Origin of the sequence: Streptomyces corynorhini (assembly GCF_003346515.1) — a bacterium.
In the GTDB taxonomy this organism is placed as follows: domain Bacteria; phylum Actinomycetota; class Actinomycetes; order Streptomycetales; family Streptomycetaceae; genus Streptomyces; species Streptomyces corynorhini.
Genome location: NZ_QQNA01000033.1, coordinates 1 through 23,511 on the forward strand (window position 1 = coordinate 1; position 23,511 = coordinate 23,511).

Here is a 23,511-nt window from a genome sequence, read left to right on the forward strand (position 1 = left end):
GACCGCGCGCGCGCGCGCGGTCTGCTCCGCAGACACGACGCGCCGCCGCTACGCGGCGGAAGACAAGCAGCGCTCCGCGCTGCTGCCGGCGCTCCGCTCCGGCATACCGGGCCACTCCGTGGCCCGTCAGGCTCGGAGCGCTCCGCGATCCGAGCCTGACGGAATCCGCTCCGCGGCTTCCCTAAATCGCAGCTAGGCGGGAGGCCTAGCGGGTCGTCAGTCATGCTCGGCGAGTTCTCGCACGGCTTGAGTTGAGGGGCCACACCACTCGCGGCTTCCCCGAAGACCCAGGGGGTTCCCTTTCGGGTTCCCGTCGTAGCGAAGCTGACGTCATTCCTTGGTTTTTGGATGCAGAAAAATCTAACTGATCTTCGAGAGATCAGGGGGCCCTCCCCGGGCCTGATGGGAGGTGCGGTCCAGTTCTCGTGGAGGATCTCCTGCATCAACTGGCTTTGCTCTTCAGCTAGTTGATCACTCTTGTACTTGGTGCGCGTCTTGGACAACCACGGGCCGATCATGACGCGCTCGCCATCCGCCTCGATCCACTCCCGGGCGCCGGGCGGACGGCCGTGCCGTTCCACGAAGGCCCGGAGTAGCAAGGCGTGTTGTTTGAAGGAGCGGTGGCGCCGTGGACTGGCGTGCGAAGGGGCGGGCTTGGAGGCGGGGAGCGCGACTTGGTCGGGGGTCAGGCCGAGGCGGGCAAGGAGATCGCGCTGGCCGGGGTGGAGTTGGGGCCAAGCAGCGAATTGGCGGTGCAGCCAGGACCCGGACTTCGCTCCGTCGACCATCGTGTCGCGGCGCAGCGTGGTGGGGTGGTTGCCGGCTTCAATGTGGCGGCGCAGGAGGTGGTATTTGCGGTGCCAGTCCGGGCCGTACGGGAGTGTCCAGGCGGGGTCGAGGACGGTGAGCTGGGCTTCGCGGTCGGCGTCGAGGAGTTCCTTGCGGGCGAGGCCGCGGCAGTTGACGAGGAACTGGCCGCCGGGGGCGGTGGCGGGGATGGCGAGGTGGCCGTGTTCGTCGTGGAAGGCTTCGAGGACAGCCAGGTTGGCCTGCCAGGTGGCCTCGTGGTCGTCCCAGATCATGCCGAGGTCTTCGAGCTCGGTGATCCAGTCGGGGTCGAGTGTGCCTTGGTGGTGGGCGGTGCGCTGGCCGGTGATGAAGGCGCCGAGGCGGTAGCCGTAGGTGTCCTCGAAATCGGTGGGGACGCGGAGGTGGCCGTGTTCGTCGTGGTAGCGGATGGCGGCGGCCAACCCGGCGCGGCGGGGTTCGGAGAGGGCTGCGCCGGCGGCAGGCCAAGCGAGGAGGTCCATTGCGCGGGCGATGGAGCCGGGGTCGAGGGTGAAGTCGAAGCGGAAGCGGCGTGCGAGGAGGCGGTGTGTGTCGCGGTCAAGGCGGTGCTTGGTGTTCTTGCGTGGGGCGCGGGCGGCGATGGTCTGGTCGTGGCGGCGCAGGGCCGCGGTGACGAGCCACAGGGCTTCGTAGGGGGTGCCCAGGAGGTCGGTGGGATCCGCCTCGGGCGGGATGTGGGCGGGGATGACCAGGCTCGCGGTCTTGGTCTTGAGGGTCGGGGGCTTGCGCAGGGCGCGGCCGAGGGCCTGGACGATGCGGCGCACGCTCGCGGTGCGGTCCGCGAAAACGACGGCGTCCACGGCCGGCAGGTCGATGCCCTCGCCCAGGACCTGGGCGTTGGTGAGGATGGCGCGCTGGGCTTCGATGAAGCGGTTCTGAATGTTCTGGCGCTGCCCGGGGGTGTGGGTGCCGTTGATCGACTGCACGAGCAGATCCGTGGTCCAGGCGGGGCGCTGGTCTTCGGGGAGGGTGCGCAGGGTGTGGGTGAACTGGCGGGCGAAGTCTGCTGCGTCGGCGACCTGTTGGAAGTAGACGATCACGTGGTGGAGGTCGTGTTCGTGCATGGCTTTGAGGACGGCCAGGTGCAGGGCTGTGGTGCGGCGGGCGTTGGGGCCGAATGCGGTGCGCAGGTCCGGGTCGGTCAGGGCGGTGCGCAGGTCGGCGTCGGTGATCGTGGGGATGAGGAGTTGGTAGTCGGCGAGGACGCCGTCGTCGATCGCGTCTGCGTGGGGGTAGGTGTGCAGGCGTTTGCCGAAGACCTTGATGTCGTCCATGGAAGCGATCAGTGATGGGGCGTCCCAGGCGGGTGCGGTCGCCGGGGTGCGCTTGGGCTGGGGGCGGGTGTCCGGGGCCTCGGACAGGCGCGGTGCTTGCCACTCGTAGGGGGTGGCGGTGAGGTAGAGGCGGCGGTCGGCGGGGATGCGGTGGTGGTCGTGCAGGGCGGTCCAGTGTTTGTCCCAGCTCCCGGCAGTGCGGTGTGCCTCGTCCACGATCAGCAGATCGAAGGTGGGTGCGGGGAAGGTGGAGTGCTGGGTCTCCTCGATCCTCGGCAGGGAGTCCAGGGTGACGAACACGGTCGCCTTCTTGTGCTGGGTGAGCCAGTACGCCAAGAACGCCCCCGACCCCGTGCTGACCGCTCCAGCGTGTGCGAGGAGGGGGTGCTTGTCCGCGCGCAGCGAGGAGACCGCTATCAGCGGTTCCGTGCGGCCGTCCGCGCGGGCGGTCTGGGCCCACTGGCCGATCAGGTCCAGAGACGGCACCGCGACCAGCAGGTGATTGATGCTGAGTGCTTCGGCGGTACGCAGCGCGATCAGGGTCTTGCCGGTGCCGCACGCGGAGACCATGTGCCCGCGCGAGCCGGGCTTCCTCAACCCGCGGACTCCGCTGTCCACTGCCGCCTGTTGGTCGGGACGCAGCGTACGGCGAGGGACAGCGGGGGCGGGGGCTGTGAGTGCTGCAGTGGTGGGTTCGGTGGCAGGGGGCATCACGGGCAACCTCGGCTCACGGCGGCAACGGGCATGTCCCATCCTCCCGCACTCGAGGTGGCCCATGCGGACACCTGAACCCGCCTCCATGTGGGGCAGGAGGTGGCGGTGTACGCGCGCGGGGGAGGCTGGAGGCTTCGCCTGTTCTGTGCTGTGTGTTGTCAGGTGTGGTTCGTCGTGGGTGCTTTCCTGCGTGCCGCAGCAGCGCGTCGGGCCTGGGTTCGCGCAGCGTGGTGGTGTTCGAGTGCTTCGCGGGTGCGTTTGGGGATGACCAGTTTCAGCTTGGTGGCAGGCGCGACGAAGGTGCTGGCGCCGGTGCCGTAGCGGCCTCGGCGGGTGTCGCTGTCGGTCTTGTAGAGCAGGACATCGACGATACCGAGGGCTCGGAGGTTGGTCAGTGCTCGTTGGACGTCGGCGATGTCGCGCCAGTCTCGGGTGTAGACGCAGATGGGACGGCGAGTGTCGTCGTTCTTAGGGCGGGTGTTGATGAGCGTGCCTGCCTTGCTGCGGTGGCCGAGAAGACCGTCTTGGGTTGCGGCTCGGATCGTGGTCCAGGAGGCGTCGAGGAGGCTGAGTGGTGTGAACCAGATCCATTTGCCGCTGAAGGGGTGGTCATCCTCGGTCAGGGGGGTGTCCGGGGCTGCGGCCCATAGCCAGGGTTTGGTGGTCTCGCGTGATGGGGTGGTGCTGGTGGGGGCCTCGGGTTGAGCCGATGGGGCGGTCTTGGCGTTCACGGTCGGCACCGTATGCGAGTTTTCTTAGCTTTTGCGTTTATTTATCCGTTATGGGTCTTGTCGAACGAAACACCCCTCGATGGCGTCGCGACCTGGCGCTGACCGCGTGCTGCGCTGCCGCTGTGGCGGAAGCGGACCGCACCGGCGATCCAGGCCAGCGTGCCGCCCGGCTCATCGACTGTCTCGGGGTTCTGCGCTCGGCACACGATGCCGGCGTGGCCGCCGCCTTGGATATGGGCGTGCTGCGGCGCGGTCTGCGCCGTGGGCTTGCGCCTCTTCTGCCCGCTGGCAGCGACGACGACCCGCTCGGCGAGATGAGGCTGCTGGACGAGGACAGCTTGCTGTGCGATGCCGTGGAGGACCTGGGCCGCGAACACCTCGTGCCGCAGCAGGCGTTGATGGAGTACTGGCCCTGGGCGCGTTTGCGCGCCGAGCAGGAGGAGCGGCAGCTGTACTCGGAGATCCGGCGTCTTCCGCCGGACGATTACGCGAGGGTGCGCGAGCTGCTGGCGAGTGATCCGGTGGCGGAGCAGGGTGTGCTGTGGGAGAAGTGGGGTGGGTTGTGGGGGCGGTTCGGGTTCTTCGAGCCGGTCTCGTCGTGGCCGTGGTGCAACGCGGCGGGCTGGTGCTTCCCGTGTCCCACCTGTGTCTGGCCGATGCGGGCTCAGTCCGCTGGCGACGGTGTTTTCGTCGTGTCGTGCGACGCCCACCTTTTGGAGGGGGCGCAGTACACCTGTCGGCCGGTGCGGGGCAGGGGTGCTCCGGTCCTGGAGGGCGGGGGCGGCTTGGCCGGTCTGGTGGAAGGCTTCCCGGCTGCTGGTGACTACTTGGCGGTCTCCCGGACGGTGTGGCGTTATCTGACCCTGCCGGGGCGTATGGAGTTCGCGATCCGGGACGCGCTGACCGGCATCGCCGGTCTCGACGTCCTCATGTACCCAAACAGTGACCGCTACGACCTGCACATCACGGCCGTCGACCCGCTGGTGGCCAAGGGGTGGCGGGTGGATGCCAAGGCGTGGCGGTCCTTCGGCGCCCTGGCCGATGCGTTGCTTGAGCGTCCCGCGATGGGTGGGGCGGTACCGCTGACCATCGTGGTCCCCCACCGGCAGCGGTCCGACCTTCCGCTGTTGCGGGCGCGTCTTGCGGGACGGCCGGACTTCGAGGTGATGACCGACAAGGCCCTCGTCGCTGAGGTTCTTCGCTGGTGCCGGGGTGAGTCGTGAAGACCGGTGAGGTCCGTGAGGCATTGCAGCGCTGTGCCATCGCGGCGTATCTCGCCCTGTCCCAGCAGTACTTCGCCTTCGAGACCGTCGATGGCCGGCGCGGTGTGCCGCTGGACTTCGCGGCGATGTTCGCCGCCCGGCGCACCGATCTGTGGGGCGCGTGGTTGTCGCTGCCGCGCGCCGAATACGAGCTGGTGGGCCGGTTGTGGCAGGCGGTCAGGCAGGAGGGGGATCTGGCGCAGCCGGAAACGTTCCGTGAGGCGGTGCTGGAGTACGCGGTGGCGTCCACGGCGCTGTTCCGGATTCCGGAGGAGTCGAACGCGGATGAGACCCACTGGCTGGTGGCCTGCCATGCTCAAGAGCCTCTCGTCCTGGCCGAGAATCTGGTTCAGGAGGCCGAGGACTACCGGGGCATGCTGGAGGTGGCGCTGCCGACGGCCGGCGAGGGGCTGTGGGCGTTTGGTCACGACGGGCTGTACACGGCGGAGATTCCTGCCAGCGAGAAGAATGCCTTCGTGGCGCCGGTCCGGCTGCGCACCGAGCCGTTCCTTGACGAGGTGAGACTGCCGCGCGAAGCCGTGATGGACCGCGTGGTGGGCCAGGCGAGAGCCGAGCCGGAGAGGTTCGGGTGGAAGCCAGGCCTGTTGCAGGGGTTCTTCGACCGGCTCACCGACGCCTACGGCCGTACGGCGGCGGAGCTGCGGCTGCCTGCCGGGGCGATGACGCTGCTGAATGCGCCCACGGGGGTAGGCAAGAGCGTGTTGATGCGGGATGCGGCGCACCTTCTTGCGGCGAGCGGCCAGGGTCCGGTCCTCATTGTGGTGGGTCGCATCCGTGAAGGGCTGGGAACCGCCGAGCAGTTGGGTTCGGATAGCGCACTGGTCGAGGAGACAGTCGCCGCTGTACAGGATGCGGCGGAGCGGGCCGGAAGGCCTCTGCGGGTGGTGGCGTGGGTGGCGTCTTCGCGCTACGACGACCAGGCGGAGCTTGCGTTCTCCCAGGGACGCGAGGACCGGTTCGAGCAGTTCGCCGGCGGCTGCGAGATGACCGGTTGGCAGGTTGACGGCCCGCGGCTGGACCGCACCAGGCTCCCCTGCGCCCAGTTGGAGTGGGTTGACGGGCCCGCCGAGCCGGAGTCTGGCGGGAGGCATCTGTGCCCGCGCATGGGGATCTGCCGGCGCTTTGAGCATATTCGGCGGGCCGCCGAGGCCGACATCATCGTGACCAACCACCACAATCTGATCCGGGGGCGCTGCAAGGTGCCCGTCGAGGTGGACGGCGAGCGGGTCGTCAACGACATGAGTGTGCTGGAGTTCGTGCTGCGCCGCTGCCGCGTCGTGATCATCGACGAGGTTGATGCCTTCCAGTCCACCTGGTGCACGCAGGGCGCGCAGGAGTTCACCCTCATCAGCCGTGGCCGCGGCAGCGGAGGGCGGCTGGAAGAGGTCGACCGGCACCGCAACGGCCTGACTGCGCTGAAGAACCTGCTGGTGACCAGCCCGCTGATGGAGGCGCGCCGGCTCAGCGAGACCTTCCTGGACAACGTGTTGACCGGACATCTGTATCTGGAGTCCGAGCAGGAGCGCCAGAACCGTCCCGGCTCCGGCTGGTACATGGTGGGCAAGAAGGACGCCGAGCTGTGTCGCATCCTGACGGGCGCCTCACCGGATGCCGAGGTCAGTGAAGGAGCCCACCAGGCCTATCTGGCGCTCTTTCCGGGTGAGCAGACGGACGCCGAGGTGCCGGAGGGCTGGCAGCCGCTTGCCGAGCAGATCCGCCAGGCTCTGGCCGGCAAGGTCCAGGGCACTCGCCGCAGCAGAAAGCTCGCGGTCTTCAAGGACTCCATCTCTCGCATCCTGGCTGGTGCGCCCTTCCATGTGCCCGCCTCCCGGCGCGCCGCGCTGGTCAATGATCTACTGGTGCGGGCCTGGCTCGGTGCGCTCCACAACGAGCTGCATACCTTGAAGTGGTCGCTCCTGCCGCTGCTGGGGGAGCTGAACGCGGCTACCGACCTGGTGTCCACGATGGGGCTGATCCCCCGCGATGAGCCGATTCCCTATGGGCCGCTGGGGCAGAACCTGTACGGGTTCAAACTCGACAAGAACACCGGCGGGACCGGCCGGCTGTCGCTGCAGTCTCTGGGCGGCGACCCGCACACCTCCACTGTCCGCCTCGGCGACACCGTCGCCCTGGCGACCGCGGGGGTGCGGCGCAGCGTCCTGGGCCTGTCCGCCACCGCGTTCTTCCCCAAAGCTGCCCTGCAGCACGTGCACACCCTGCCCGCCTATGTGATGACTGATGCTGCGGTCGGTGCGGTCACCGCCCATGCCGGGAGCGTGTCGGCCACCGATATCGGCTGGCAGCCGATCTCGATCGGCGGCGTGGAGGAGAGACGCAAGCCCTCCGAGCTGCGCAAGCTCGCCGAGCGGCTGTGGCATACCCAGTTGTCGACGCATTTGGAGAAGGTCGCCCGCAACGACCCGCTGCGGGAGCTGGCGCTGCTGGCAGGGAACTCCTACTTCCACGCGGAGGTGATGGCCGCCGGGATCGCGGCCGCGTGCGGCCGCCCGGAATGGGTCGCGGTCCTCGTCAGCAACAACTCGTCCTCCTCCAGAGCGGCCGTGGCACTGCCCGAGGGTGTGGTGCGGGTGACCATCGACGCACTCGAAGACCTGCCCGCCACCCACCCGAGGGTGAAGGTGATCTGCGCACCGCTGTCGGTGGTCTCCCGCGGCCTGAACATCCTCATCCCGCACACCGACCGCTCGGCGCTCGCCTCGGTGTGGGTAGGGGTGCGCCCCATCACGCACCTGCACGAACCGTCCGTGATGTACGCGAGCATCAACGCCTGCGGCGTCGCCGCAGGTACCGTCAGCGCCGACCCTGCGGGGATGCTCGCCTCCCAGCGCACTGCGGCCATCCGCCAACGGGAGTTGCTGCTGCGCACCGACCCGCGGTTCTCCCGCATGCCGAAGTTCCTCAAGACCGAGGTCCTGGCGGGCATCCTCGTCGAGCTCATCCAGCTGGCCGGGCGCGCGCGGCGCGGCGGCACCCCTGTTGAGCTCTACCTGGTCGACCACGCCTTCTTCAACCAGCAGCTGGGCTGCGACTTCCCCCGCCTCCTGCGCTCCTACTACGACCAGCTCGACACCGACGAGCAGGACATCCTGCGCCGCGTCTACGGCTCCACCCTCACCGCCTGGCTCGACCTCGCCCACAGCGAGGGCCTGCTGCCCAGCCCCGTCACGTTGATTCCCGCCCCGGACCTGGACGATGAAGGACTTGAGTAATGCCGTCGAATGACACCCGCATGTCCATGCTGGCCGCGCCGTTGACCAGCGCGCTGATGGGCACCGTCTGGCTCTACCGCTTCCCGGACAAGATCGAGCACGAGTGGAAAAAACTGCGCAGCATCTACCTCGGCAAGACCGGCTCGAAGGCCAACCTGCCCTATGCCGGACTGCTGACGGTACTGCGCGCCAGCGGCGCCACCAGCGCCACGCTGAATCCCACCAGCAAGAGCAAGCCGCCTCAGTTCCTCGCACTGTCCAAGAAGCTGCCTGCGGCGCATCTGCGGGCCGCGGTGGCCTTGTGGGAGCAGGCCCTGCTGCAGACACCGGCGGAGGAGATCTCCCTGGCCTACAGCAGTGACCTCGCCGACCTGTTCGCCTCGGTGGAGCCCGAACACGTGGCGGTATGGGACCACGTCCGCCACGGCCGCCGTGCTGTGGACGCGGACGGCTGGGTGTGGGACGCGGCCAGCTCGAACCTTGCCTCTCTGGTGGCCAAGACCGCTTTGCCGGTCGACGGCCGCACCATCGCGCTGCGCCCGGACACCGAGAACAACGTCATGGTCTGGGACACCGACCACCTGTGGTCGAACAACTGGCTCGACGCCCGCCCCGCCAAGGACAAGAAGAACGACAGCCCCAAGAGCGCTGCGGATGAGTCCCAGGCGCCGGAGGAGTGGAAGGTCAGGCGGCACTACGCCGCGCTGCGGGTGGAAGTAGCGATGAAGTCGCTGCACTCGCTGCCCGTACCGCTGGTGGTCATGACGCCCCGCGTTTCCAGGCTGAGCAACCAGATCAACGGTGCCCGTACCGCTTGGTGGGCGCCGCGCTCCCCCAGCCGGCCGCTGCTCTGTCTGAACCTGGGTGGCAAGGGAAAGTACACCCACCTTGAGCACACCAGCCGCCTGGCTCTGGATGCGTGGGTGCGGCTGATGGACGAGCCCGTGTTCCCCCGCGGCCCCGAGGACACCGAGTTCCTGCCCGTGAGCGCCATGGACCTGTCCGGCGAGCCCGGCGCCTTCCGTGCGCTGATCCCCTTCTCGAAGTCTTTCCCTCTCGGCAAGGGGGTTGGTCTGCACACCGTCGCCGCTCTGGCCGACCACCTGTCCGAGGTCACCGGGCAGGATCTCGTCCGCGGCCGGCAAGTCGCGAAGGTCCTCTCAGTGGCCGCCCGCAAGACCGAATACGGCCGTGATGCCACGCTGCTCGACGACGTCGACCTCCAGGACATCATGGCCGCCGCGGGCTGCTCCAAGCTGCGCATCCTGGCCCTGTACGAGCACCAGGAAATGCGCACCCGCATGCAGCGGCTGCTGGCCTACCACTTCAACCGGCCCGACCTCGCTTCCGGGATGCCCGACGACGAGATCGCCGAACTCGGCTGCCACACCGAGGTGTTGCTGCACCGTGCTCCGGAGCTGCTGTCCCACGGCAGCCACCATGACCAGCGCGGTGCGCTCACCGATGCCCTGCCCGGGCTCGAGGCGGAGGGCACTGGGGTCCTGGCCCTGGTCGAGACCGAGTACGACGCCAAGGAGTGGGGCCGCCAGCGCCGCGCTGCCCGGCGCGGAGAGGAGGGCGCCGTCGACCCGTACACGCTGGATGCCAAGCCGGAAGTCTCCCGGCATCTCGCGCGTCACGGCGTGCTCGCCCAGTTCCTCACCCCCGCCACGAAGAAGCTGCGTTCGAAGAAGAAGGAACGGGAGGCTGAGTCCCCGCTCGAGGCGCTCGGCATGGAACTTGCCGCGGACTTCCCCGGCCACATGGCCATCGGCGACATGCTGCGCTCTGCCGGACTGGTCCATCCGCGCCTGACCCGCGCCATCTCCACCGGCAAGGGCCTCAAGGACCGAGTCGCCCACCTCGGCCTGCACATGCGCGCCCAGCTCGGTGAAAAGCACACCCACCGCACCGAGGAGCCCAAGCTCATGTGGGTCCTCACCGCGTTCGTCCCCGTAGGCGAGCACTGGGAGACCCTGGCATATCTGCCCGCCGACCGGGGCAGCAGCGGAGGCTGGTTCAACTACGCCCGCGCCCAGGGGCTGTCGCGCAGCCGACCCATTCCCGAGGGCAGCCGCGGTGACGACACCCTGCCCCGCCGTATCGACCACGCTCTGTTCGAGCTGGCCCGGCGCCTGGAGTGTGGCTATGTGCTCTACGTCTCCGGTGACTCCACCCGCCCCGTCTGGCCGCTGCTGTCGAACAAGAACGCCGACCTGCTTCCCGACGACGATGGTCTAACCAACGGTAGGCCCGCGTTGCCCGGTGCCACGCTCGCGCCCGAGCACCGGCCGCGAGCCGTCATCCGCACCACCTCCAGCGCCGACCCGAGCATTCCTGTGCCCGCGCTCTTCCACGAGATCGGCGAGGACGGCAACGAGAACGACGGTGACAAGACCAGCAACGCGCTGTTCCAGCTCGACGGCACCGACACGACGTTCCTCATGAGCCGGCGCCCCCACCAGATGGACGGCAAGACCCCCTCGGCCAAGTCCGGCCGTAATCAGGGGCGCTGGGCGTGCGATGACAAGGAGCAGCAGGCCGAGACCTGGTACAACCTCACGGCTACCGAAATCGCCGTCATCCAGCGGCCCGACGGGGACGACGCGCTCCCCTATGCCCTGACCGCTGCGAGGCTGTGCAACCACGCCCTGGCCTGGGAACACCGCACCCGCCACCCCCTGCCCATCCACGCCGCCATCCAGATGGACAAAAACCACCCCGCGCACCGGCGCACCATCGACTGGGAGGCCGACGACACCACCGGATGACCCCCGACCGGCACATAGGTTGCTGCGCGTTGTGCAGAGATCTCCCCTGAGTTGCGACTTGTACCTATGATCAAGACGGGCAGTCGCCGGGGAGTGTCTCGGCGCCGTCGTGCCCGTGGGGGTGGTAGTGACGATCGTGCGGGTGGAGCCGACCAGAGAGCAGACGGCGGTGCGTCTGCTGCTCATCCTGGACCGGCTGGGCGATCCGTGCGCTGCCGGTGACGGGGCTCCACCGACGGCGGTCCGGGTGATCCAGGCACAGCGCAAGCTCGCGAAACTGGACTTCCTGGTCCGCAATCCGGACTATCTGGCGGACCAGATCATTACCGCGTGCGAGCAGGGGCGGCTGACGAAGGAGCGTCTGCTGGATGCGCGGGCGGTACTGGAGGAGCGCGAGCCTGAGCTGCACACATACCGGATGCTACGAAACCGCCATGGGGCGTATGAGCCCATGAACAATGCGCTGGCGGTGTTGCGGCACCCCGGGCTGATTCAGGTGGTCCGTGCGGGTAAGTCGTCTGACACGCATGTGCGGCGGCGGGACTACTACTTGCTGGCTGCCGGTGCGGAGTTCGCGCAGCGACTTCGCACCGAGGTTCCCGTGCTGGCCTGGTACGACCAACAGATTTTGTATGTCCGGATGGTGGCTGAGGGGATGTCGGCCGAGGAACTCAAGGCCCTGCAGTATGAGCACGCGGAGTATGCGGGAACGCCGGTGGGCCAGGTGATCGCGGGGATCTCCGAGCGGGTACGTGCACGGCTCGCGGCGGCGTTGGAGCGGGAGGGACTGGCATGAGCGAGGAGCAGGCGGACACCGGGCCGGTGGAGGCGTGGCTGGCCGAAGTCGCAGCCAAGTCCCGGCAACCGCTTCATGTGGTCCGGGAGGTTCTCGCTCAGCACCGCGTACGGCCTCAGATGGCGGCGCCGCGGCCCCACCGGCTGCTGGTGACCTCGGTCGCCTTCGACGGTTTCCGGCCGGCTGCGGACTCCGTGGCCGGTGAGAAGGGCGGCGAGCCGTTCACCTTCTCCTGGGATCTTGGCCCGGGACTGTGGTGTCTTGCGTCCCTGGGGAAGAACGAGGCGGGCAAATCCAGCGTCCTGGAGATCGTCCTGTGGTGTCTTCGGGGCCGTAGCGGCCTGCAGCGCGACGTGCGCCACTGGCTGCGTACCGTACGGGTCGGCTTCGAACTCGACGGCGAGCCGCTACTGGTGGACATCGCAGTGCGGGCCGGTTCGCCGCAGGGCCATGTGGTGTCCACGCAGTCCGGCACCGTGCTGGTCGACTTCGACGGGCTGGCCGACTTCGAGGAGGCCATGGACGCGTTCATGCTGGAGCGGCTGGGCCTGGAGCCGCTGCGCACGGCGCAGGCTGCTCCCGGAGGCCCGAGCGAGCCTCCCATCACCGGCGAGTTGTCGTGGCCGTCGTATGCCAGTGCCTTGCACGTCAGCCGTTCCGGTCTGGGCATCCTGCTGGGCAACGATGCGCGGCACGGGCTGCCCACCCGGCTGCTGGAGTTGTTCCTCGGCGCCCCGTGGGCGTCGACGAAGGTCGAGGCCGCGGTCGCCCTGAAGATCGTCAGGGCGCAGCTTTCAGCCGCCCGCAGTCGGGCCGTCGGTGACGCCGAGGCACGCAAGGCCCAGCTGGAGGAACTGTCCCGGCGGCTGAAGCAGGCCCAGGACCGGCTTGCGGCTCTTGATGGGGCGGGCGGCACGGCGGCTGACGTCCAGCAGCTGTACACGGAACTTGCCGCCTCCACCCGAGTTGCGGTCACCGCTCAAGACGCCGTGCTGGCCGTCCGGTCGACACACAACGAGCTCGAAGCACAGCGCCGGGACCTGGCGGCAGCCGTACATACTGCGGAGGAGGCATCGCTGGCCCGGGCTTTCTTCCACACCCTGATGCCCACGGTCTGTCCGCGCTGTGACGCAGCCGTGGACAGGGCCCGGTGGGAGAGGGAGAGGGAAGGGCACTGCTCGCTGTGCGCCTCGGATCTGCACGAGGCGCACAGCAGCGCGGACGAGGACGAGTCGGGGGCGCAGACGGCTGACCTGCGCCAGATGCTGGTCGAGGTCCAACAGGCGGTCGACGGCGCGGCGGCAGAACTGGCCCAGGCGCAGCAGCAGGCGTCGCAGGCCGAGGCAGTCCGGGAAGGCGCGACAGGCCGTCTGCAGGAGGCACTGGGCTCCCCCGGCCTGCGGGAACGTCGGGAGATGGAACTGGTGGTCGCCCGCCTGGAGGGAGCGGTGGAGGAGCGCAGTGGCCGTTTCGCCGACCTGGACGCGTCAGTGGATCTTGCGCCCCTGGAGGGGGCTGGCGCGGTGCTGGCAGCCGCCGAGAAACTCGCGATGGACCGGCGCACCCAGGTGCTGAAGAAGGTCCTTGGGGATGTGGAGAAGGACATCGTCGTGATGGGCCGGGCTCTGGGGCTGGAAATGCTCAAGGAGGTCAAGCTCGGCGGGAACGCCTCGTTGACGGTGTGGAAGGGCGGGCAGAAGCACAGCTACGGCTCGCTGACCGAGGGGGAACAGCTGCGACTGAAGATCGTGACCACGATCGCCCTGCTCCGGCACGGGTACCGCAGCGGGGTGGGCCGGTACCCGGGGCTGCTGTTCATCGACTCGCCCGGTGCGGAGGAAGTCGACGCCGGGGACCTGCAGCACATGCTGCGCGATCTGGTGACCCTGACCGAGATGGTGCCGGAGCTGCAGGTCATCGTCGCGACCGCCCGGGGTGCCGAGGTCAGGGAAATCGTGTCCGCTGACAATATGCGCCTGGCGGCCGAGGGCCAGCGCCTCTGGTAGAGCCGATCGGCAGGAGGGAGGCAGCCGTGAGCAGTGAGCAGGACCTTCTGGGCCCCCTGGTGGCGGCGCTGGATGCTCACCTGCCTCTGCCGTCGTTGTCCGACCTCGGCGGGGCTGCTCTGCTCGGTGCCGACACCAGCGCCTTGCTGGCGCGGGATGAGCTGCCTGAGCTGATCGCCCTGATCGCCGAGGACCCCGAAATCCTGCACAGCGACATCGGCCGGGGTTTTCTGCTGGAGGCCGCGGCAGCTCCCACCAGCCCGCTGATGCTGGAAGCGGTCGTCGATGCTTTTCTCGGCCATCCTGCTGCCGTCGCCGAACTCGGGGACGATCTGGTGGATGTCTGGCTCGGCACCAGCCGGCAACGCGGCGACCTCATCGGCGGCATCGCGCTGGAGGGCAGCGCTCGCCTCGTCCTGGCGGACGCGAGCACTCCCTACGCACTGCTCGACCGGCTCAAGAGGATGCGCCGGGAGATCTCCGGGATGAACGACGACTTCGCCGGCCGCGCGGTAGGCGTCGCCGGAGCGGTGGCCGAGCACTTGCCCGCGCCGGATGTGCCGGCCCTGCTTGAGTCACTGCTGAACGTCGACGATGTCGCCGAGGACGCCTCCTTCGAACTCGGCATGCTGGCGCTACGGCACGCCCTCGAGACCGAGGACGCCGAGCAGGCCCGGATCCTGCTGGTCACCGCCCGCGCTCATCTCAGTGACGCCCACTCCGACGAAGAGCGCCCGGATGCCGCCGCGTTCGGCGTGGCCATCGACGCCGTCCTGGCCTACTCCGCCGGTGCATCCGTTCCCGACTCCGCCCGCCGCCTGCTGGAGGAGGCGATCCTCGGGATCCGCCTGAACCTGCTGGGCATGCCGAGCACGTGGCGCACTCCCCGCTTCGACACCCTGGCCGCCTGGCACCAGCTCGCCTCCTCCCTCGAACAGGCACAGGCCGCCGACCGGCCCGGCTCATGGCTGCACGCCAGCGCACTGATCAACCACCTGGTCTCGGTCTACTCAGCCCACCGCACCCTGAGCCTGCTCACCCCCGCCGGTACCGGCGGGGGTGACGCCCCTGCGGCAACGGCCCTCGCAGGGCTGCACGCTCTTCTGGCGCCTCGCGTCGAACGCGCCTTCCTCGCTCATGAAGGCGGACGGGCGATCCTGGACCAGTGGCTGGAAGAACTCCACACCGCCCCCGATTCCGACGGCGACCCCGCCACCGCCCTGGTACGTCAGCAGGCTGGGGCGCTGCGCGAAGTCCTCGCGACCGAAGGGCCGGGCGATCCCCCAAAACCTGACAGCCCGGCGTCTGTTGCGCTCGCCGGGCTTGTCGGGACAGAAAGCGCCCAGCGCATCACCGCACGCCTGGCGGTAGAACCCGACCTCAACGAACGCATCACCGCCATGCTCGAAGCACGAGCCGCCCGCGAGCCCGTCGACGAAGTACCGATCATCGCCAGCACCTACCGGTGGGCGCAGCAGCAGCTCAGCCAGCAGTGCCCCGACGGCTACAGCGGACAGTTCGCCGCCGACATCGACACCCTGCTGATCTACCTGTTGCGGTTCATGGACCTGCGCCTGTCCGAGACACAGAAGTACGGCGGCGACGCCCGCGCCTACCTGCGCGAGATCCCGCCCGGCGCCGGCAGGCCCCGGGAGAAGGAACTCGGCAAGGACCTGCGTGACTTCCTGCGCGGGGTAGGTCTGCGAGTCGAGCTGGAAGTGGACAACGTCGGCGCCGGCCGGGTCGACGTTGCGTGGCGCCCTCACGACGAGCTGATCACCATGGAGCTGAAACGCGACTGGAAGGACATCACCTGGGACGCACTCGCGGATGACTACGGGCCTCAGGCCGTCTCCTACCAGGTCAGCGGGCGTCCCATCAACTTCTTCGTCGTCCTGGACCTCACCGACAAACCAGACGGCCTGGCCTCCCTGCCAGCCTGCGCCCACGTCCGCACCTTCCCCGGCCCCGCGGGCGACCCCCGGCCCCGCACGCTCATCATGCTCCGCGTCCAAGGCAACAAACGCCACCCCAGCTCTCTGTGACCGCCCTCCCCCAGATGGCGTCGGCGTCCGACCCCTCATGGGCAAGCCCGAGATCTGCTTCGCGTAACAGTGCCCGGCGGCCCGTGACTGTCAGTCCTGCCCGACACCCTGCCCCGTATGATGAACCGAGAAGAAGCCGCTGCCGCACGGCAGCAAGTGATGCAGGCGTACGCACAACTGCCGCAGGCGGTACCGGAAGTTACTGCCGACGATTTGCGGCAGGCGAACCGACTGGCCTGGGCAGAACTGGAGATGGCAGGCGCGCCCTTGGATGCGCCCGGCGAGCGAATCTACGCTCTCGGCTTCGTAGGACCCAGGCCAGGCCTAAAGGTCGGGTTCACCAGCTCACGACCAGGGCAAACCGGCAGGTCTGACAGGACTGCCGCTGCGCGCATCAAGTCCCTGGAGCGGGTCAGCCTGGCTCACTACACGGTCATGGTGCGGGCCTGGATATCGAGGCCGGTAACCAACGCCCGCGACTGGGAGGCTAAATCCCTCGCTGCACTGGAGGGGCTTGAGGGATCCACGGCGATAGGCGAATACTTCCGTGGCGTCGACTTCGACTTGGCTTTGAAGATCATCCATAGCGTCCGCAACGACTCCATGACCTCAGTCCGGCGAGCAGGTAGGTATGCGCTGGCACGCACCTACTCGGCGGATTCCGGCGTTGCCTGCTGCGTCAGCGCCCGGTCGGCGACGCCCCCGTGCGGGATCAGGCAGGCATCGCTGGGGAAACACAGGGCTGCAGCGCGCTCCTGATCTACGCCGCTGGCCGGTCAGCAAGAAACGAGGATCTCGCTTTTCCTCAGATTCTCTCACTTAGATGTAGACTGCCCCCATGCCCAAGAACATCACGGTGGACGATGTCACCCACACCCAGATCACCCTGCTCGCCCGCGCCTGGGACGTCACCCCCGGGGAGGCGGTGCGCCGGTTGGTCGATCACTTCCAGCACCCCTCCCCCGCCGCAGCCCCATCAGCACCCGCAAGCAACCGGGTTGCCGTCCACGCCATTTACGACGGAGTACACATCCCCGGCCTGTACGATCCCGCAACTCAGGCGCTCACGATCACTGAGGGCCCGGCGGCCGGCACGTACCGCACCCCCAGCGGGGCGGCCAGCGCGGTCCTGCAAGCCCTCAAGCCGCACGTGAAGCCCAACCGCAACGGCTGGGGCTTTTGGGCTCTCGACGACAGCGGTGAACTCCTTCAGACACTCCGCCGACGCTGAGCGGCCGACACCTCCTCGACCCTCAAAAACTCACTCTTGCTCAATAACTCTCACCTATGCTACTATCGAAGCTCAATCGCGGTGGTGTCGCCGTACCGCCATTGCGCGCACGATCCTGGGAGTCGCATTTGCACAACGACCGAGACCCGCTGCTGAGCCAACGCTCTGCCCTCATCCTGCTTTTGGGCGTGCTCGTGGGTATCGGCGCCGGAACCGTGGCCGCGCTCGGAGATGCCGACCCGGCCACCGCCGTACTGACCGGTGCAAGTGCCTGCGGCGCAGGCATCATCTTCTTCAACGCCACCATCGCCTAGAGCCCGCCCAGCCTCGGAACGCGGTCGGTTCTTCCTGGTCGATGGGTTCGGTGAAGTCCTCGCCGATGCGGGCGGAAGCCCTCCGCCTCCGGTCCCCAGGACCGGAATCCGAAAGTCGACACTCACCGAAGCCGACGGCCACTACACCTTCACCACTGGCGGGGGCGACGGGGCGATGAGGCCGACAGGTGCCACGGCCTTACTCAACGCGGCGAGGCGATGGGCTCTGTGGGGTCGTGCGCCCAGAAGGCGGCAGTGACACGCTGGACGAGGAGGGACTGGTCGCTCGGCGGGTCGTTGTCGCTGTCCACGGCGTGCGGCACGAGGACCCTGGTGCGGGCCACGTGGCGTACATCCTGTGCCATGAGCGGGCGCAGGACGTTGACGAGTTGTGTGGCTGTGCAGTTGGGGTCCGGCAGCACGATGGCGTCAAGGTTGCGGGGCATCGGACTGTAGCTCCTGCGTACGCAGTGGATGACCGGCTGGTCGTGTGCGTGCCGCCCGGCCGGATCGCCTTCCAGATGGATTTCCGCGTCTAGCATGTCCACCGCCAGTTGCATGGCGAACTTCTGGGCCTCGGCCCTGGTGGCCAGTACGGCCACGACGCGGCGCAGCCGGAGCCGTTCGATGATCTGCGCGGTTGCGTTGGCTTCGGTGGACCATTGCCGCGGACGCCGCGAGGCGGGGTTTCTGCGGACGCGGACCACCGCCAGCTGGCAGGACGCCAGCAGTTCTTCGTCCTCCAGTGCCTGCCGGCTCGTCGGGACGACGTGGCTACCGAAGATCTTTTGTGCGGGCATGTGGACCGCCCAGTCCACGTCGCGCGCCTTGAGGCCGGGTGCCATCTGGCGGGGGATGCGTGGAGTGGCTGTCAGATAGATGCGCCGCCGGGCAAGGATGCGGTCGTCGTAGTGGATGTCGGCATAGGGGTGTTCCGGCGTAATGATGCCCTCTGCCGTGCGATGCGCTTCTTCGACGACGAGATGTCCCCAGGCAGGAAGGTCGTGGCGACGGTGGCTGTCGGCGACCAGCCGGGCATCTGCGTAGCGGGCGAACATCAGCGCTCCGGGAGGCTGCTGTCTGATCCAGTCGGCCAGATCGGCAGCGCTCGTCAGGCGGGTGCCACCGTGAGGGCCAAAGCCCAGGCCCGCGTGCGGCCTGTCGCCCACTTTCCGCCAGGTGGCGGCGGCTTTGCGAAGGTGGAGCACGTCCGGGCCGAGGATCAGGCAGGTTTCGGGGGCGAGTTCAAGCACGGCGGACGCGATGGTGGTGGTCTTGCCTGCTCCGGCTGGCATGCTGATCAGCGTCCGGTGGCCGCCCCCGCCGAAGATCATCGGGGTCAGGCCCGGTGGCGGCTCGCTCTCGGCTGTCCAGAACACCGGGTCGTGTGCGCCCACCAGCGCGGCAGTGTCCTGGAGGGCCGGTTCCTCTCCATCTGCGGAATTGCCCGTGACGGCAGCTGGGGTCTGTGTTGAGGGAAGCGGTGCCGGCGGCGTCTGTGCGTGCTGGAGGGCCGGTGTCCACTCCATGGCCAGTGCTTCCAGGGACGCGATCTCCTCGCTGCCGAGGGCGTCTTGGCGGGCCTGGGCGCGCAGGTCGGCGATCCATGGGCCCAGCGGGAAACGCCGGTCGCCTTCGCCGGCGTGGAAGTCGGGCGGGACCTGCAGGTGGTGGTGCTGGCGGTAGAAGTGCCGGGCGGCACGCAGGCCGCCTGCGAAGTGGTTGGTGGGGGTGCGGTGCAGTGCCAGGGCCAGCGGGCTGTCCTTGAACGGCAGTGCCGCCAGTTGCTGGCGCTGCTCCTTGGTCAGGGTGGGGAACATGTCGAACTGCCGGTCGAGCCATCGGGTGGCCTGGTCTGCGTCGCCGGGCAGGGGGCCGGGGGTGATAACCGGAGGCGACGTGCTGTCGCGGACCCGTGCCAGGGTGCGCTGCCACGCGTCGGACCAGTGGGGGTTCCACCAGCGGTCGATGTCACGCAGGGCGCGCCGGTAGGGGTCGGGCAGGGTGCCTGCGTCGTCCTGGCGGCGCTGCTGCAGGAGCCACTGCGCGAGAGGGCGGCGCTGATAGGTCTCCTGCGCGTCGCGGGGAAGGAGGTGGCCGTGCTCGCGTGCGTAGGCCTGGGCGGTCTCGAGAAAGGTCTCGGTGCTGTCCGGGTCGTGGCGCCAGGTGATGTCGAAGGTGGCCAGCGCGGCGACACGGGCCGCGGGCAGGTGCCCGGCGGCCTTGAGGGCGCGCTGATAGCCGAGCCAGCAGCCGAGATGGAACCCGTCATCTGTGATGTGGTTGCTGAGGACGTCGAGATGCCCGTGCGCGGTGTGGAAGGCCCGTCCAGCGGCCATCCCGGCGTCCCAGATATCCGGTTCGGGTTCCATGATGCGCAGCATCAGGTGCGGGGCGATCTCCAGGGCGCGTGCGGGGCGGATGGCGTAGTCGGGGGTGGAGATGAGTAGGCGACGGCCGCTGATCGGCAGGCGGTAGAAGTAGTGCTCGTCGTAGGCCCGCAGCGCGATCATGACTTGGTGGAGCAGGTGGTAGGGCGTGCCGAAGGTTGCTTCTTCGGGGCGTTGCCCGGGGCCGAACAGAACAGGGATGATCAAGGTGGAGACCTTGTTCATGCCGGGGCCGATGCGCAGGGCCCGTCCGATGGCCTGGATGATGTCGATGGTGGACTGCTTGGGGTCGGCGAACAGCACGGAGTCGGCCAGCGGGAAGTCCACGCCTTCGACGCACAGGCGGACATTGCACAGGACTCGGAGCTCGGCGAGCGAGCCCTTGCGCTGGTCTGCAGGGGCCTGCCCGAAGTGGCTCATGCGTTCGCGCCGCACCTGCCGGGAGTGCTTGTGGTGGATGCTGGAAACCCACAGGCCGTCCGCGTGTCCGCCAGGGATGGCGGCCGCGGTCTGCGGGAGGGTTTCGGCGAGGGCGTCGCACTGCGCGATGCTGCGGCTGAAGGAGACCGCCCGCTGAATGTGGTGGTCCTCGCGGGCTTTGAGCAGGGCCAGTTGGGCTGCGGCGACCCGCGCGGCATCGGCCTGCGGGGTGCGGCCCCGCTTGGCGCGGCTGGTGAGGAAGGCGCGCAGCTGCGGGTGGTGGATCTCGGGGGCTGCGATGCGGTAGTCGGCGAGTCTGCCTTCGTGGATGGCCTCGGCCAGGGAGTAGCGGTAGGCGACGGTGCCGTAGAGGGACACATCGTCCATGGAGGCGATCGGTTCGGTGACGATGCCCCGGTTGACGTCCCAGATACGAGGCGTGGCGGTGAGGTAGAGGCGGTGGCGGGCGGGGATGGCGTCGTCGTCGTGGATAGTGCCCCAGGCCTTGCTGCGCGCTCCGGCGGTGCGGTGGGCTTCATCGACGATGGCGATGTCCCAGCGGGGCAGTTGATGGTCATGGTGGGCCAGACGGAGCTTCTTCAGCGCGGCGTAGGTGGCGAAGACGTTGACCGGGCCGTCGGCGTCTCGCACGGCATGGGCCAGCTGCGCCGGGTCGCCTGTCATGGTGAGGATGCCGTCGAGGACGGGCTCGCTGGTCTGCCGGTCGGAGCAGACCCCGAGGTAGCGGCCCGGGCGGCCGGCGGTGTACCAGACGCGGGCGGTCTGGTTCAGCAGGTCCAGGGTGGGCAGCAGAGTCAGGCTGCGGCTGTTGGTAGTGATCTCGTGGGCGACGTGGACGGCGAGGTGGGTCTTTCCGGTACCGCACGGCATGATCACCTGCTGTCGTGTGCGTCCCATCGCGAACGCGTTGAGCACACAGTCCGCGGCATCACGCTGACGGGTCCACAGCTTGCTGGACAGGCGTTCGCCGGAAAGATCAAGCTGCACGGGCCAACTCCGCAGTTCTGGCAGGTCAGTGGGTCTGCAGGAAGAATGCGCAGCACAACGCCCCCCGCACCGCCCGCCTGCGGTATCGCCACACGATCAGGTGAACTGCCAGACGAAACAGGCCCGTTCTGTTCCTACGCGCTATGTAACTGTGCAGGTACAGCGCACGGGTGAAGACTGTGCGAGGCCGATGTCTGGCGGACAGGGCGGGAGTCATATGGCGTGGGGCCGGAGTCTGGCGCGTGTGTCCGTGCGGCTGGCCGGCCATGAGTCGAACTGCTCACTGCTGTGGCGTGTGGCGGCGGCCCAGGGAGTGGATATCGCCTTCCTGCTGGACGAGTTGGGCGACGGAGAGCCGGGACAGCAGGCGGTACAGCCGCATCTGGCCGAGGTCTTCTTGAGCTCTCCGGCCGCCGAGCGGCTCGCCGCGATGCTGAATGTGGAACTGTCACGGCTGCAATGGGCGCTGCCTCATCTGCGCGAGACCCACCTGTTGCCCGGGCAGCAGGCCCGGTGGGAATGGCCGTGGTACCCGATGGAGCACTACCTGGTCCCGGCCTGCAGCCGGTGCGTGGCGCTGCGCGGCGGCGGGTGGGGGCCGATCTGGCTGGTCTGGCCCGAGTCCTGGAAGATCTGCGACCGGCATGGCCAGTTCACCCATGTTCGCCAGTCCGGCTCCAGTATGGACCTGGCCCCGCTGGCGCAGGTGGTGCGGGCGCACCGGCAGCGACAGCGGTTCGAACACCGACACGGCCCCATTGGGGCATACCTGATCGCGGACGCGTTCGCGATCACCGGATGGTGGTGGCGCAAGACGGTCGTGGAGTGCTGGGCGCGGCGGGCACAGTTCGCCGGGCAGCCGGAGAGCAACCTGGAGTCGGCGTGGCTGTGGATGCACCCGGAGGCACTCGAAGTGGCCCGCGCTCTGCTGGACTACGAGCGGCAGCGCGCGATGCGCCCCGGCGGGCCATGGGCTGTGGCCGAGGCGCAGCTGCTCGAGCACCTGGCGCAGATGGCCGATGTGCTCGAACTGCCGCCCGGGACGTGGCGGATCCCAGTGGCACAGTGGCTGCACCAGCATCACCGGTGCATGCCGCCGGTAGCGCAGATGGGCAAGCCGGGCAGGCCGGTGACGGCGCTCATACACGCCGACGACGAGCAGCAGCAATCCCTGGCCGAGCGGTGCTGTCTGCCCTGGGACTGGAACGACCCGTCCGTGCCCGTGTGACGCCGGAGCGGCAGCGCGGGCCGCCGCCCGCAGGACCTCAACCGGGCAGGTTTCGGACCGGCGTTCGCCATGCCCTTCGTCCGGGTGATCGGCTGCGGCAGCGGCCACGAGGGCACCCGGGTCGGCGGATCATGGAGCGAGTCTGCCGGGCAGCGATCTGACGGAGGGATATGTACGTGCCGGACGCTCCCCTAGACCAGCAGGCGATCACCGTCTGCTATCTCGACCGGTTCGGACGCCGGCGTGAACTGCCGGTGGAGCAGGCCGCTCAGGTGCCGTTCGAACAGCTGGCGCCCTTGCAGATGCCGGTGCCCTATCCAGGTCGGCAGTCCTTCGTCACCAAGGCCTGGGCCTCGGCCACCGGCCAGTCGCTGGCGTGCGGTTCACTGCGCCAGCAGCGCTGCGGCATGCTGCTGGACCGGGATCCGACGGTGGCCGCGCGCAGCGCCGGGCCGATGGAGCTGCACTGGACACAGGGCGGCTGCACGCAGAGCCTGCGGCCGGACTTCGTCGCCTTACGGGCAGCGCGGCGGGAGGTCATCTGCGTGGCTCCAGAGGAGATCACCGACCGTTGGCACGCAGGGCAGCAACTGCTGGCCCAGGCCGCCGCTGTGGCGGGCTGGCGGGTGCGGGTCCTGAAGCCGCCGGATGGTGTGGAGCTGGACAACCTGATGCTGCTGTACGCCGTCCGTAGTCCGCAGCAGCTGGCCTTGGACGATGCCGAGGCGTTGGCCCGCCGCTTCACTTCCCCACGCACCATTCGCTCCGGGGTTCGCGCCGCGGGCCTGCCCATGTTTGCGGGCGTGGACCTGGCCTATCACCTGATCTGGAGACGGCGGCTGCACACCGACATGACCAGGCTCCTGACGCCGTCATCGACGGCATGGCTGCGGGAGGACGGATGACCGCACCGCACGGCGCGGTTCCGGACGGCGCGGTACAGGACGGCGCCGACACCCTGGCCCTCGGCGACACCATCACCTTCAGCGGGGCGCGCTGGCTGGTGACCGCCTTTCACGGTCCGCGGGTCTTCCTCACCGCGCCCGGTGACACCACAGCCGAGCCTTTGATCATCCTCCAGCCGGTCCTGACCTCCGCGAAGGACTTCGCGGTCCTTAGAGGTCCTAACAAAGGCGTTGGACGTGTCGGTGGGTGATGAGACAGGTGGCGAGCCCGAGGAAGGCTTCGTGGATGTCGTCGCGTCTTTCCCAGCGGACGCGG

15 protein-coding genes and 1 pseudogene are annotated in these 23,511 nt (G+C 68.6%); 12 read left to right on the plus strand and 4 right to left on the minus strand.

What is annotated here, in order from left to right; genetic code table 11:
* Together DVH02_RS05805 and DVH02_RS05810 are read right to left on the minus strand one after the other, a co-directional pair.
* The coding region (locus DVH02_RS05805) for a DEAD/DEAH box helicase (protein ID WP_114622614.1) at nucleotides 1–2,834 on the minus strand (2,834 nt) is incomplete at its 3' end.
* A 161-nt stretch (nucleotides 2,835–2,995) separates the two neighbouring features.
* Nucleotides 2,996–3,568 carry a putative phosphothreonine lyase domain-containing protein gene (locus DVH02_RS05810; protein WP_158575841.1) on the minus strand — a complete coding sequence of 191 codons (573 nt, stop codon included), beginning with the start codon at nucleotides 3,566–3,568 and terminating at the stop codon, nucleotides 2,996–2,998.
* 50 nt (nucleotides 3,569–3,618) lie between these two features.
* On the opposite strand from DVH02_RS05810, the gene DVH02_RS05815 reads away from it, so the two are divergent.
* The 9 genes from DVH02_RS05815 to DVH02_RS34705 all read left to right on the plus strand — a co-directional run bounded on the left by DVH02_RS05815 (nucleotide 3,619) and on the right by DVH02_RS34705 (nucleotide 17,244).
* Entirely contained in the window at nucleotides 3,619–4,791 is a 1,173-nt protein-coding gene (locus DVH02_RS05815; protein ID WP_147286005.1) for a restriction endonuclease-related protein, read from the plus strand.
* Nucleotides 4,788–8,081, plus strand: a complete 3,294-nt coding sequence (locus DVH02_RS05820) for an ATP-dependent DNA helicase (RefSeq protein ID WP_114622605.1) — start codon at nucleotides 4,788–4,790, stop codon at nucleotides 8,079–8,081. The genes DVH02_RS05815 and DVH02_RS05820 overlap by 4 nt, the downstream gene beginning before the upstream one ends.
* Nucleotides 8,081–10,852, plus strand: a complete 2,772-nt coding sequence (locus tag DVH02_RS05825; protein ID WP_114622606.1) for an RNaseH domain-containing protein — start codon at nucleotides 8,081–8,083, stop codon at nucleotides 10,850–10,852. Before DVH02_RS05820 ends, DVH02_RS05825 begins: the two co-directional genes overlap by 1 nt.
* Before the next feature lie 127 nt (nucleotides 10,853–10,979).
* Entirely contained in the window at nucleotides 10,980–11,648 is a 669-nt protein-coding gene (locus DVH02_RS05830) for a hypothetical protein (RefSeq protein WP_147286006.1), read from the plus strand.
* Nucleotides 11,645–13,654, plus strand: a complete 2,010-nt coding sequence (locus tag DVH02_RS05835; protein ID WP_114622608.1) for a hypothetical protein — start codon at nucleotides 11,645–11,647, stop codon at nucleotides 13,652–13,654. The genes DVH02_RS05830 and DVH02_RS05835 overlap by 4 nt, the downstream gene beginning before the upstream one ends.
* A 26-nt stretch (nucleotides 13,655–13,680) precedes the next feature.
* Complete coding sequence (locus tag DVH02_RS05840) at nucleotides 13,681–15,699, plus strand: hypothetical protein (RefSeq protein WP_114622609.1); 2,019 nt, start codon at nucleotides 13,681–13,683, stop codon at nucleotides 15,697–15,699.
* A gap of 117 nt (nucleotides 15,700–15,816) precedes the next feature.
* Nucleotides 15,817–16,458, plus strand: coding sequence for a hypothetical protein (locus DVH02_RS34700; protein ID WP_147286007.1), 642 nt, complete (start codon nucleotides 15,817–15,819; stop codon nucleotides 16,456–16,458).
* Nucleotides 16,459–16,537: 79 nt separating this feature from the next.
* Nucleotides 16,538–16,930, plus strand: coding sequence for a hypothetical protein (locus tag DVH02_RS05845; RefSeq protein WP_233518056.1), 393 nt, complete (start codon nucleotides 16,538–16,540; stop codon nucleotides 16,928–16,930).
* A 56-nt stretch (nucleotides 16,931–16,986) separates the two neighbouring features.
* Complete coding sequence (locus DVH02_RS34705; RefSeq protein WP_233518057.1) at nucleotides 16,987–17,244, plus strand: hypothetical protein; 258 nt, start codon at nucleotides 16,987–16,989, stop codon at nucleotides 17,242–17,244.
* Between the two features lie 203 nt (nucleotides 17,245–17,447).
* On the opposite strand, the gene DVH02_RS05850 is transcribed toward DVH02_RS34705, so the two are convergent.
* Nucleotides 17,448–21,062, minus strand: coding sequence for a DEAD/DEAH box helicase (locus DVH02_RS05850; protein ID WP_114622610.1), 3,615 nt, complete (start codon nucleotides 21,060–21,062; stop codon nucleotides 17,448–17,450).
* Nucleotides 21,063–21,306: 244 nt separating this feature from the next.
* Here DVH02_RS05850 and DVH02_RS05855 point away from each other — a divergent pair, with 244 nt between their 5' ends.
* The 3 genes from DVH02_RS05855 to DVH02_RS05865 all read left to right on the plus strand — a co-directional run bounded on the left by DVH02_RS05855 (nucleotide 21,307) and on the right by DVH02_RS05865 (nucleotide 23,446).
* Nucleotides 21,307–22,290 (plus strand): hypothetical protein, encoded by a 984-nt coding sequence (locus DVH02_RS05855; RefSeq protein ID WP_114622611.1) that lies wholly within the window; start codon nucleotides 21,307–21,309, stop codon nucleotides 22,288–22,290.
* Between the two features lie 170 nt (nucleotides 22,291–22,460).
* On the plus strand, nucleotides 22,461–23,195 hold the full coding sequence (locus DVH02_RS05860; RefSeq protein WP_114622612.1) for a TnsA-like heteromeric transposase endonuclease subunit: 735 nt from the start codon (nucleotides 22,461–22,463) through the stop codon (nucleotides 23,193–23,195).
* Nucleotides 23,192–23,446: a hypothetical protein gene (locus tag DVH02_RS05865; protein ID WP_114622613.1), complete on the plus strand. Its 255-nt coding sequence runs from the start codon at nucleotides 23,192–23,194 to the stop codon at nucleotides 23,444–23,446. Before DVH02_RS05860 ends, DVH02_RS05865 begins: the two co-directional genes overlap by 4 nt.
* On the opposite strand, the pseudogene DVH02_RS35510 reads toward DVH02_RS05865, so the two are convergent.
* A pseudogene (locus DVH02_RS35510) lies at nucleotides 23,415–23,511 on the minus strand (IS5/IS1182 family transposase); the annotation flags it as partial. The gene DVH02_RS05865 and the pseudogene DVH02_RS35510 overlap by 32 nt on opposite strands.

What these genes read in the sequence shown, in the direction of transcription:
- DVH02_RS05815 (WP_147286005.1), top strand. Translation starts at nt 3,619, where the DNA reads ATGGGTCTTGTCGAACGAAACACCCCTCGATGGCGTCGCGACCTGGCG.
- DVH02_RS05825 (WP_114622606.1), top strand. Translation starts at nt 8,081, where the DNA reads ATGCCGTCGAATGACACCCGCATGTCCATGCTGGCCGCGCCGTTGACC.
- DVH02_RS05835 (WP_114622608.1), top strand. Translation starts at nt 11,645, where the DNA reads ATGAGCGAGGAGCAGGCGGACACCGGGCCGGTGGAGGCGTGGCTGGCC.
- DVH02_RS34700 (WP_147286007.1), top strand. Translation starts at nt 15,817, where the DNA reads ATGATGAACCGAGAAGAAGCCGCTGCCGCACGGCAGCAAGTGATGCAG.
- DVH02_RS05845 (WP_233518056.1), top strand. Translation starts at nt 16,538, where the DNA reads ATGCCCAAGAACATCACGGTGGACGATGTCACCCACACCCAGATCACC.
- DVH02_RS34705 (WP_233518057.1), top strand. Translation starts at nt 16,987, where the DNA reads ATGCTACTATCGAAGCTCAATCGCGGTGGTGTCGCCGTACCGCCATTG.
- DVH02_RS05860 (WP_114622612.1), top strand. Translation starts at nt 22,461, where the DNA reads ATGTACGTGCCGGACGCTCCCCTAGACCAGCAGGCGATCACCGTCTGC.
- DVH02_RS05865 (WP_114622613.1), top strand. Translation starts at nt 23,192, where the DNA reads ATGACCGCACCGCACGGCGCGGTTCCGGACGGCGCGGTACAGGACGGC.